General features: G+C 60.2%; 9 protein-coding genes and 1 pseudogene. 2 read left to right on the top strand and 8 right to left on the bottom strand.

The genetic code is table 11. From position 1 onward, the window contains the following. A pseudogene (locus AC33YF_RS11275) lies at nucleotides 1-382 on the top strand (hypothetical protein); the annotation flags it as partial. Between the two features lie 78 nt (nucleotides 383-460). On the opposite strand, the gene purH reads toward AC33YF_RS11275, so the two are convergent. The 4 genes from purH to htpX all read right to left on the bottom strand — a co-directional run bounded on the left by purH (nucleotide 461) and on the right by htpX (nucleotide 6,503). Continuing rightward, nucleotides 461-2,047: a bifunctional phosphoribosylaminoimidazolecarboxamide formyltransferase/IMP cyclohydrolase gene (gene purH / locus AC33YF_RS11270; protein WP_491777299.1), complete on the bottom strand. Its 1,587-nt coding sequence runs from the start codon at nucleotides 2,045-2,047 to the stop codon at nucleotides 461-463. Nucleotides 2,048-2,050: 3 nt separating this feature from the next. Beyond that, nucleotides 2,051-3,829 carry a heparinase II/III family protein gene (locus tag AC33YF_RS11265; RefSeq protein WP_491777298.1) on the bottom strand — a complete coding sequence of 593 codons (1,779 nt, stop codon included), beginning with the start codon at nucleotides 3,827-3,829 and terminating at the stop codon, nucleotides 2,051-2,053. 130 nt (nucleotides 3,830-3,959) lie between these two features. Beyond that, nucleotides 3,960-5,321, bottom strand: coding sequence for an RsmB/NOP family class I SAM-dependent RNA methyltransferase (locus tag AC33YF_RS11260; RefSeq protein WP_491777297.1), 1,362 nt, complete (start codon nucleotides 5,319-5,321; stop codon nucleotides 3,960-3,962). 192 nt (nucleotides 5,322-5,513) lie between these two features. Continuing rightward, nucleotides 5,514-6,503 carry a zinc metalloprotease HtpX gene (gene htpX / locus AC33YF_RS11255; protein WP_491777296.1) on the bottom strand — a complete coding sequence of 330 codons (990 nt, stop codon included), beginning with the start codon at nucleotides 6,501-6,503 and terminating at the stop codon, nucleotides 5,514-5,516. 218 nt (nucleotides 6,504-6,721) lie between these two features. On the opposite strand from htpX, the gene AC33YF_RS11250 reads away from it, so the two are divergent. Beyond that, complete coding sequence (locus AC33YF_RS11250; RefSeq protein WP_491777295.1) at nucleotides 6,722-7,201, top strand: globin domain-containing protein; 480 nt, start codon at nucleotides 6,722-6,724, stop codon at nucleotides 7,199-7,201. Between the two features lie 75 nt (nucleotides 7,202-7,276). On the opposite strand, the gene AC33YF_RS11245 is transcribed toward AC33YF_RS11250, so the two are convergent. The 4 genes from AC33YF_RS11245 to AC33YF_RS11230 all read right to left on the bottom strand — a co-directional run. Then, entirely contained in the window at nucleotides 7,277-7,609 is a 333-nt protein-coding gene (locus AC33YF_RS11245) for a hypothetical protein (protein WP_491777294.1), read from the bottom strand. A 128-nt stretch (nucleotides 7,610-7,737) separates the two neighbouring features. Continuing rightward, nucleotides 7,738-9,705 carry an acetate--CoA ligase gene (gene acs / locus AC33YF_RS11240; RefSeq protein WP_491777293.1) on the bottom strand — a complete coding sequence of 656 codons (1,968 nt, stop codon included), beginning with the start codon at nucleotides 9,703-9,705 and terminating at the stop codon, nucleotides 7,738-7,740. Between the two features lie 105 nt (nucleotides 9,706-9,810). Beyond that, complete coding sequence (locus tag AC33YF_RS11235; protein WP_491777292.1) at nucleotides 9,811-10,224, bottom strand: DUF1761 domain-containing protein; 414 nt, start codon at nucleotides 10,222-10,224, stop codon at nucleotides 9,811-9,813. A gap of 69 nt (nucleotides 10,225-10,293) precedes the next feature. Further along, on the bottom strand, nucleotides 10,294-10,442 hold a 149-nt coding region (locus AC33YF_RS11230), incomplete at its 5' end, for an EVE domain-containing protein (RefSeq protein ID WP_491777300.1).

Raw genomic sequence — 10,442 nt, 5'->3', positions numbered from 1 at the left:
GCCGGTTTATCCGGATAGCGCCGATACTGGCGATGCGCCCGCCGCTGTTGAGGAAACAGAGGTAACAGAGGGCGTGATTTCCGTGCCGCCGACTGTCTCTGAGGATGCCCCGAAGGCACCCCACAAGGGTGAGCCGCCGTCACCGAACCAGCCTCAACCGGTTTATCCCGATAGCGCGAGCGCAGGCGATGCGCCGGCTGTCGTGGTTGAGGAAGCCGAGGCGGTGATGACGACACCGGAGGGCAACACGGTCATCGTGGATGAAGAGGCTGCGACCATCGTGGTGCCGCCGACTGTCTCGGAAGACGCGCCGAAAGCTCCCCATAAGGGAGAACCGCCGTCACCGAACCAGCCTCAGCCGGTTTATCCAGACGGGATCTAGGTGTGTGGTTCCGCGATCTGCGCATATAGGAAACGCCAAAAGGCCTCCCGATCGGCGAGCTTTTTCTTTAGCCGAGGACTAATGCCGGAAGTGCCGCATGCCGGTGAAAATCATCGCAAGGCCCGCCTCATCGGCGGCGGCGATGACCTCATCGTCGCGCATGGATCCGCCGGGCTGGATGACGGCGGTCGCGCCCGCCTCCGCTACAACTTCGAGACCATCCGCAAAGGGGAAAAAGGCGTCTGAGGCAGCCACGGACCCGATCGTCATCGGTTCGGCCAGTCCCAGCGCGTCCGAGGCGTCCTTTGCTTTGCGGGCGGCGATGCGCGCCGCGTCGACCCGGCTCATCTGACCTGCACCGATTCCAACCGTCGCGCCGTCTTTCGCGTAAACGATCGTGTTGGACTTCACATGCTTGGCGACAGTGAAAGCGAAGAACAGATCCGCGAACTCCTTTTCGGAGGGCTTGCGCTCGGACACGACTTTAAGGCCGGCCTGATCAACGAGGCGTTTATCGCGGGACTGGACGAGAAGGCCGCCGGCGAGCGAACGAACATTCATGCCTTCAGCGCCGGGATCGGGCAGTCCGCCCGCTAGAAGGAGGCGCAAATTCTTTTTTGTGGCGACGATCGCCTTAGCCTCATCGGTTGCGTTGGGTGCGATGATGACCTCGGTAAAGATCTTGACGATTTCCGTGGCTGCTTCGGCATCGAGCGTGGTGTTTAGAGCAACGACGCCCCCGAAGGCGCTGACGCTGTCGCAGGCAAACGCCTTCTTGTAAGCCTCAGCGAGAGTCGCTGCGACGGCCACGCCGCAGGGATTTGCATGCTTGATGATCGCGACTGCAGCAGATGTCTTGGGATCGAATTCGGCCACGAGCTCGAAAGCGGCATCCGTATCGTTGAGATTGTTGAAGGAGAGTTCCTTCCCCTGCAGTTGTTGGGCAGTGGCAATACCTGGGCGTTGTTCGGCAGTCTTATAGAATGCGGCCGACTGGTGGGGATTCTCCCCGTACCGCAGGACCGCCTCTCGCGTGCCTGCAAACACGCGCTTGTGCGGCGCCGATACACCGAGCTGCTCGGCGAACCAAGTTGCAATTGCTGCATCATAGGCCGCCGTGTGGGCGAACGCTTTCGCCGCGAGGTGCCGCCGTGTACGGCCCGTCGAACAGCCTTGGTGGGTCGCGATCTCTTCGAGCACCTGGGCGTAGTCGTCCGGATCGACCACAACGGCGACACCGCCATGATTCTTTGCGCCCGCGCGGATCATTGCTGGGCCGCCAATGTCGATATTCTCGATCGCGGTCTCGAAATCCGCACCGGCTGCTACGGTCGCTTCAAACGGGTAGAGATTGACGACCAACAAATCGATGGGTGGTATCTCGAACGTGTCCATCGCTGCGGTGTGTTCTGGGTTGTCTCGCATGGCCAGCAAGCCGCCATGGATTTTTGGATGCAGCGTTTTAACGCGTCCATCCATCATTTCGGGACTGCCGGTGACCTCGGCGACATCGATGACTTCGAGCCCGGCCTCTCGAAGGGCTTTAGCGGTCCCGCCTGTTGATACAAGTTCAATGTTGTGTTTGCCGAGAGCCTTAGCGAAGTCCACAAGCCCCGTCTTGTCGCTGACCGAAAGCAGCGCTCGCCTGATCTTGCGTGTTGGCATGGCCTAGCTGTCGCTCGAACGGATATCCGGCGTATCGTTGGGATCGATAAGTCCGTGAGGCGCGGCCTCGTCGCCGGTCTTTTCGAGGTTCCATACGATACGGACTTCGCGCGCCTCCCCCATCATTCCACTAAGAACAATCTGCGACGTCACCTGCGGTCCGCGGGGGTCGGCGAGAAGCACGCTCTCCGCGATGCTCAACTCCTCCGCATTCGCGGTTAATCGCCAGGTCTCACCATTGCGCAGGACCAAAACAGCCGACATGCCGTCCCCCATCGCCTGGGCCTTCACAGAAGGGTGGAGATGAAAGCGAACGGCGTAGGCGCCCGCTATCAGGCCTTCCGGACTTCTCAACCCGCGTGTCGAGAGCTTGTCTTCGCTGGAGATAAGGTTGCCGTCGGGCGAGATCAGGATCTGCCGGGCATGGCTCACGCCATAGCGCTCCACATAACCATCGTGTGATCCCTTCACGCGCAGGTTTCCACCTTCGCCCTGGTCGGAGAAAGCCCCTTGAGGGTTGAGAGGACCGCTTAAGGTTGCGTCGGCCTCAGGTTCGGCCTCTTCGCCCTTCGTATCGAATTCTGCCAGTGAGTCGTCCTCAAGGCTTAGTGTTGAATGGGCGGGCGTGGTTCGTGAGTAGAGCCGCCACTCCTCGAACTCGGGGGTGGGCGCGCCGCAATTGATAATTATTGGCGCATCGCCAGAGCTCATCTCGAAAGAGAGGAAGCCAGCGTGAGCCTCCCGGGTCAGCGAGGTCGCGGGCGGCGGGCCAAGATCACAGAGAATAAGTGTCGAGCCGGCCTCAACCCGCACATAGCCAGAGTTGGCTGCGGAGCGGACCGGCGCCCCCTCGATATCGTCATAGGCGCGCACCGTCGCTAACGCATCGGTTGGGGTGGGACCGGCGCCGTTGAAGCGTGCCATCGATCCATCGCCCAAGCGGAAGAATCGCAGCATGGGCATGATGCGATCTACAGCGTCCGTCAGCTCCTTCGGCGGTGTGCGGTCGCGGGCGACAAAGCACTGGCGCAACGGAAGTAGGTCCAACAGCAGTTCGATAAGTGCCTCTGGATTTCGCGAGATATGCCCGCCATCGGGAAGAATCTGCCGGTCGAGCTCGCGGCAGAACGGTTTGGTGTAGCGGTCTACAACCGCATTCTGATCCGCAATGCACAGCCCACCGTACAGCAGCGCCATGAGCGCAAGCAGTCTCGGCACGCCGTCTGGCGCGTCACGATACCCGGCCGACAGGTAGCGCAACTCTCCCGTAAGTTCCTTTAGAAACGATTCGTAGGCTGCAGGTTCGTCCACAGCCAGCACGAGAACCGAGTTTGAGAGCCAGGAAATCACGCGCCGCGCCACGATCTCGGGCTGCCACGCCAACGGAGGCAGCTGTCGCCGCATACGGATGAAATCGTGCACAAGTGTCTTTGCTTGTTCGCGAGACAATTCGGAATCGGCAGCCCGCAGGTGCCGCAGCCAGCTGAACCCGTAAAGTTCTCGTGCCCAATTCAATGAGGGCGGCTCGATCTCGAATGGCGACTTTGCTCCAAGATCAGCGAGCTTGCCCGCCAACCCAAAATGCCCGTTGTAGATTTCTGTCGCAAAGCTTGGATCCGCAGTTCGCAGCTCCTGAGGGGCTAGTAGCAACTGCTCGGCTTGCGAGCCCGGATAGCTCACCGCGGCCAGCCCGGACAGCATCAGCCGTCTCAGCGCGCTAGGCCCGCCAAGCTTCACCTCTTGCGCGTTGGCTTCGCGCTCGAAGGCCGGATCGCCTGCCATTACAGTTGTTCTCCATTGGAGCTGCGGCACGCATTGCTGGCGCCACGCTCTCCCCCGCAGCTTGATGACCAAGCGGGGTGCATTGTCGTGCAGCAGGACTCCAAGGGCAAGTGGCTCAACGTTTTCTTCCCTATTCAGAAGTCACGACCCTTGCCGCGAAGAACCCGTCCATACCACTCCATTCAGGGCTATCGAGCCGCAGCTGGTTTGGGAAAGTCCGTAGCACGCCAGAAGCCTGCGCCCACTCGGCATCTCCGAACGGTTCGTCGGTTCGCAAAGGATCGATGCGGAGCTCGCTGTTCCGCGTTAGAAGCGCTGCGATCTGCGCCTCGCCCTCCTCCGGTTCGAGGGAACAGGTGGAGTACACCAGGGTGCCACCCGGCTTCAAAAGGCGCACGGCATTGTCGAGAAGCCGACTCTGAAGGGCAGACAAGTCGGTGATGTCTGCGTTTGACTTAAGGTAGGGAATGTCGGGATGTCGGCGAATTGTCCCTGTTGATGAACATGGCGCATCCAGCAAAATCGCGTCGAACGATTCATCGCCGCCCCATTGGGTAGCGTCAGCAACAATTACCTCGGCACTCAAGTCGAGCCGCGCGAGGTTCTCTTCGAGTCGCTCCATGCGGGTCTTGGAGATATCGACTGCGGTCACGGCTGCGCCGCGCAGTGCGAGCTGAGCGGTCTTGCCACCGGGCGCAGCGCACAAGTCCGCGACGCGCTTGCCTGCAAGATCGTGCAGAAGCTGCGCCGGGATCGACGCCGCCGCGTTCTGCACCCACCAAGCGCCCTCCGCGAACCCCGTAAGCTCCTCGATTCGTCCTCTCGGAATGAGTCGTACGCTCCCCGTTTCTAGCATCCGGCCGCCTAGCTTCTTGGCCCACACATCTGGATCGCCCTTCACGGTGAGGTCCAAAGGCGGCTCGAGCAATTGGGATTCGGCTATGGCGCTTGTTCGGTCCTCGCCCCACGTCCGTTCCCAACGCTGCCACAGCCAGTCGGGTGTGTTGATGCGAGCGGCATCGAGCGCGCTGGCGATACCTTCGCCTTTCTCAGACACGCGGCGGAGCACGGCATTGACAAGCTTGTCGTAGCGTCTGGCGCGCGGGTCCCATTGCGCAAGCCTCACAGCGAGGTCGATCGCCGCGTGAGGCGGGACCTCCATAAAGAGCATCTGCGCTGCGCCGGACAACAGAATCGGGTAGAGTGTCCCGGCCCGCGCCGGAAGGCCCCGATCCAGGAAGGTCTCAAGCACCTTATCAATTTGGCCTTTGCGCCGCAGGGAGGTCCCAACGATTGCGCGCGCCAAGGCCCGGTCTCGCGTTGGAAGATCGTACATCGCACCGTCGCGGACGCGGCCGAGTACGTCGTCCAGAGGCTGCTTCTTTTGAAGCACCGCATCGAGGATGGCTGCGGCGGTGCGGCGGGCGGGCAGGCCGACTTGATGGTCCCGCGTCCGCGAGAGTGTCTTATTGCGTGGGCTGGTCTTACTCATCGTGCTGTCTCCAAGGTGCTACGGTTTCTGATACGCGCACGGGGGAGAACAATAGCCGGGCGCTGACATTGGGTCCGCTGGGCAGAGCAACGTGTTTTTGTTGCCCCAGCCTCAAGAACTAGTGGGCCGCTCGGCTTTTATCGTGCAGCGTGCGAGCGGGAAGCGATCTGGGTGCCTTTGACGGTGCCTCGATCAACCCCATGGCCCGCGGGCTTTGCGCCGCGGGCTTTCTGGCACGCTTCCGGCCCAGGGGCCGCCGCTGCCGCCCAGACTCCGAGCGCCAGCGTCATGAGTTCCTGACCCGCGGCTTCCGGTCGCCATGCTGCCCGTATTCGCGCCTTGCGACATCGCGACCAGCCGCGCCACGCGCTCGTCCATCGGCGGATGGGTTGCGAACAGGTTGTCGAGACGCATGCCGTGGAGCGGGTTGACGATAAACAAGTGCGCGGAGGCTGGGTTCTGCTCTGCCTCGTCGTTGGGGATGCGTTCTGCGCCACTCGCGATTTTTTTCAGGGCGGAAGCGAGCCACAGAGGATGGCCGCAGATCTCGGCGCCGCCCTTATCGGCCTCGTATTCGCGCGTTCGGCTGATCGCCATCTGGACAAGGCCGGCGGCCAAGGGCCCGAGGATCATCAGGGCAATCGTGCCGATAAAGCCCATGTGGTTGTTGTCGCGATTGCCACCGAAGAACAATGCAAAGTTCGCGAGCATGGAAATAGCGCCTGCGATCGTCGCGGTAATAGTCATCAGCAGAGTATCGTGATGGCGGATATGCGCAAGTTCGTGCGCGATCACACCGGCAAGTTCTTCTCGATTCACCGTGCGCATAAGGCCGGTCGTCACCGCAACCGCGGCGTTCTCGGGGTTCCGTCCCGTCGCAAACGCGTTTGGCTGCGGGTTGTCCATCACGTACACCTTGGGCATGGGCAGGTTCGCATTGCGCGCGAGCTTGGCGACCATTTCGTATAGGTCGCGCGCGTCGCGGCTGCTGTTTGGCTCTACCAAGTGCGCGCCATACATGCGCAACACAGCCTTGTCCGAATTCCAGTAGGCGAACAGATTCATCCCGCCCGCCATAACGAGCGCGATGAGCATGCCGGTTTGACCGCCCAGCAGAAACCCGAAACCCATAAACAGGGCAGTGAGCGCTGCCAGCAGAATCGCCGTGCGCAAGTAACTCATGGACGATGTGGCCTCCGTAACCTGTCCAAAAACCGCGGAAAACCGCCGCTTCTCATATGTTGGGAGTGGACTCGCCCGGCGCAAGGGCTTGAGCAGCCGCTGGAATTCGCAATCGGCACCTGGGGACAGCCCCGCGCTTAAGAGTGTGCTTACCTTAACGCTTCATCAATCTGGTTTTGGGCATTCTGTCGGCAACACATTCGAAGGAGTTGCCCGTCATGCCTGCCGCACTGCACGTTTCCGAAGGTTCGCCCAAAAAGTCCGCTCGCCGAGCAAGACGCACCTCGGCGAAACAATTGGACCTCACTACTGCGCAGAAAAAACTGATTCTAAACAGTTTCTTCCGCCTCGAGCCGGCGCTGGATCTCGTCGCACAGCTCTTCTTCCTGAAGCTCTTCCGACTAGACCCCGGCCTTCGCAAGAAATTCGATGGGCCCGTTGAAATGCAGGCGCGGAAGTTCTCGGCTGGCGCGAAGCTAGCGATGATCTCGCTTGGCCACGAGGACGGGCTTGCTCCGACGCTGAAACTGCTTGGAAGCCGGCACCGGCAGATGGGAATTCGCACGCGCCACTATCGCACGATGTCCCGTGCACTGATCTGGACGCTCGAGCGGTCCCTGGAAAAATCCTTCGATCGCGACACGCGAGAGGCCTGGAATACCATGCTGTCCCAGTTCACGAAGGTCATGTCTAGATAGGGCTGCGGCTGAAGTAAGCCGAACATCAATTTGGAATGGGGTCGCCCTGCGGCCCCATTTTCGTATGCGCAGGTTCTAGTTGGAAGGCTCGAGCGTCACGCGCAATTCGCTGTCCTTGGTTATGGTGACAGTAACGTTGTCCTCCGGCTCCAGGACCTGCGCCCGTCCGTCGACGGAGAGCTGATCGGCCGTGACCATGATTTCGTGCCCCTCCACGATCACCTTGACCCCGTCTGCAAGAGACTCTTGGCTCAAGGTCGCGTAGTGACCGGTCACCGTGACCGTCCGCTCGCCGACTGTCAGTGCCGTGACTTGCGTGCCGTCGTCTCCGGAACCGATATTGCCGATTAGTACGACGATCACGATCACGAGCCCTAGGGCTAGAGCAATCGCCACCAGCCCACGCATGATCCACACCATTCGCTACCCTCGCGAAACGGCCTCACATCTTCGGAGGCCCTAAAGAGGTTCTTAGCGCGGTTCGGCCGGGCATGGGAGCCCGGCCGTGCTTTTGCGTGAAAGACGCGCAGAGCCTACTAGTCTGCCCGGCGATTCTGCCGATTCTCGATGAGATGAGAAACAACGGACGGATCGGCGAGTGTTGAAGTGTCGCCCAGATTGCCAAACTCGTCTTCGGCGATCTTCCGAAGAATGCGCCGCATGATCTTGCCGGAGCGGGTCTTAGGCAGTCCAGGTGCGAATTGGATATGGTCCGGAGCAGCAATCGGACCAATCTCTTGGCGAACCCAGTCACGCAGCTCCTTCTTCAGGCCGTCTTCTTCGCTTTCGCCGACCATTAGCGTCACATAGCAGTAGATGCCCTGTCCCTTGAGATCGTGAGGGAAGCCCACCGCGGCCGCTTCGGCCACTTTGGGATGCGCGACAAGTGCCGATTCCACCTCCGCGGTGCCCATGCGATGCCCGGAGACATTGATCACGTCGTCGACCCGTCCGGTGATCCAGTAATAGTCATCGTCATCGCGTCGGGCGCCGTCACCCGTGAAGTACATGCCCTTGTAAGCCGAGAAATAAGTGTCGACGAAACGCTGATGGTCTCCAAACACCGTTCGCATTATGCCCGGCCACGCATCGAGAATAACGAGATTGCCCTCGCCGGCTCCCTCGATACGCTTTCCTTCCGCATCGACCAAGGCGGGTTGTACACCGAAGAACGGCCGTGTTGCGGACCCGGGCTTGAGCGCCGTTGCCCCTGGTAATGGCGCGATAAGAATTCCGCCAGTCTCTGTTTGCCACCACGTGTCGGCGATCGAGCACCGGCCTTCGCCTACAACATGGAAGTACCATTCCCAAGCCTCAGGATTGATCGGCTCGCCCACCGAGCCAAGAACGCGCAGAGATGCGCGGCTGGAGGATTTTACGTAATCGTCACCTGCACCCATCAGTGCACGGATCAAAGTTGGTGCGGTGTAAAAAATGTTTACCTTGTGCTTGTCGACAACCTGCCACATGCGGGACGCGTCAGGATAATTGGGTATGCCTTCAAACATCAGCGTCGTCGCGCCATTGGCCAATGGTCCGTACACAATGTAACTGTGACCCGTGACCCATCCCACATCTGCGGTACACCAATAGATCTCGCCATCGTGATAGTCGAAAATGTACTCGTGTGTCATCGAGGTGTAGACGAGATAGCCGCCCGTTGTATGAACGACACCCTTTGGGCTGCCCGTCGAACCCGATGTGTAGAGAATGAAGAGCGGGTCCTCCGCATTCATTTCTTCGGGCGGGCAATCCGGGCTAGCCGCATCCATCGCGTCGTTGAGCCACACATCGCGCCCTTCGGTCCACGGAACATCACCGCCGGTGCGGCGAACAACAAGGATCTTTTTCACATGCTCGCTCTTTGCGGCGGCCTCGTCGGCGTTAGCCTTCAGTGGCACTTTTCGGCCGCCACGCAGCCCCTCATCGGCCGTGATGACAACAGCGGACTGGCAACCTTCAACACGTCCTGCGAGCGAATCCGGAGAAAAACCGCCGAAGACGATCGAATGGACGGCGCCAATACGCGTACAAGCCAGCATCGCGTAGGCAGCCTCAGGGATCATGGGCAGGTAGATCGTCACGCGGTCCCCGCGCTTCACGCCCTGCTCCTTCAGCACATTGGCGAGCCGGCAAACCTTGTCGTGTAGCTCTCGGTAGGTGATGTGCTGCGCCGGCGTGTCAGGTCCGTCCGCCTCCCAGATAATGGCGGTTTGGTCCCCACGCTTTTCCAAATGCCGATCGATGCAGTTGGCCGAAACGTTGAGCGTTCCGTCCTCAAACCATTTGATCGACACCTCCGGGTATTCAAACGACGTGTTCTTCACTTTGGTGAAGGGCTTGATCCAGTCGATACGCTGGGCGGCCTCTGCCCAGAATGCGTCCGGATCCTCAATGCTCTTCTGGTAGAGCTCCAAGTACTGTTTGTTCTTGATGTGGGCGTGTTCCTTCCACGCCTCTTGCACGGGGATGGTCTCATTCTGTTGCCAATCATGCGCGGACATCGGTACGCTTCCTCCATACAGAACTTTTGTATTATCGATATATTTCGTGAGGCATTATGCCGCGACAAAGTGCGGTCGAGAAGTGCCTCTAGTTAGTTCTTTGGTCTAGACGCCAAAGGCGCCAATTATGGCGCCCATCACGAGTAGCACGGCGAGCCAGTGACCGCCGTCGATCGCCGTTAGTTTGGGGCTGGCGCCGCTAAAGGCGTGGTTGACGCCCATGGTGGTGATGACGAACCCGACCCAAATGAAGAACCCACTGATGAGCCCCCCACGAACAGAGACGTCGCCGAGATGCCCCATCAGGCCGGCGAGCATGATTGCCATCACAAGATCGGCGACAAGCGCGATGATGAAAGGCATGGCCTGCGCAGCGCCGCTGCCCTTGATGTCGTCTTCGGTCTTGCCGAGTGCATCGAGCCAGGCCGTGCCAAGAACCATGTACCAAATGGCACCGACACCGAAACCTGCCAGCGCGGCGACCACAATTGACAGATAATTCATGCCTGCAAATGCCATGCTGGGTGCACCTCGGGCTGAGCGCTTTTAATCTCGCTGGACCTTAGCAAAAAACGGCTGGCAACAGCATCACGTCGTAGGCGGGTTCTTGAGTCCGGCCAGCGCGCAGACGGCGTTCCATTCGGCCGCTGTGACAGGCTGCACCGAGAGGCGTGAGTTGTTGACCAAGACCATGTCGGCGAGCTTCGGCGCGGCCTTGATCTGATCGAGCGTCACCG

It is taken from the genome of Methyloceanibacter sp., from assembly GCF_058506495.1.
The sequence above is the reverse complement of the archived record's forward strand: the minus strand, read 5'-3'. Positions and strand labels throughout refer to the sequence as shown.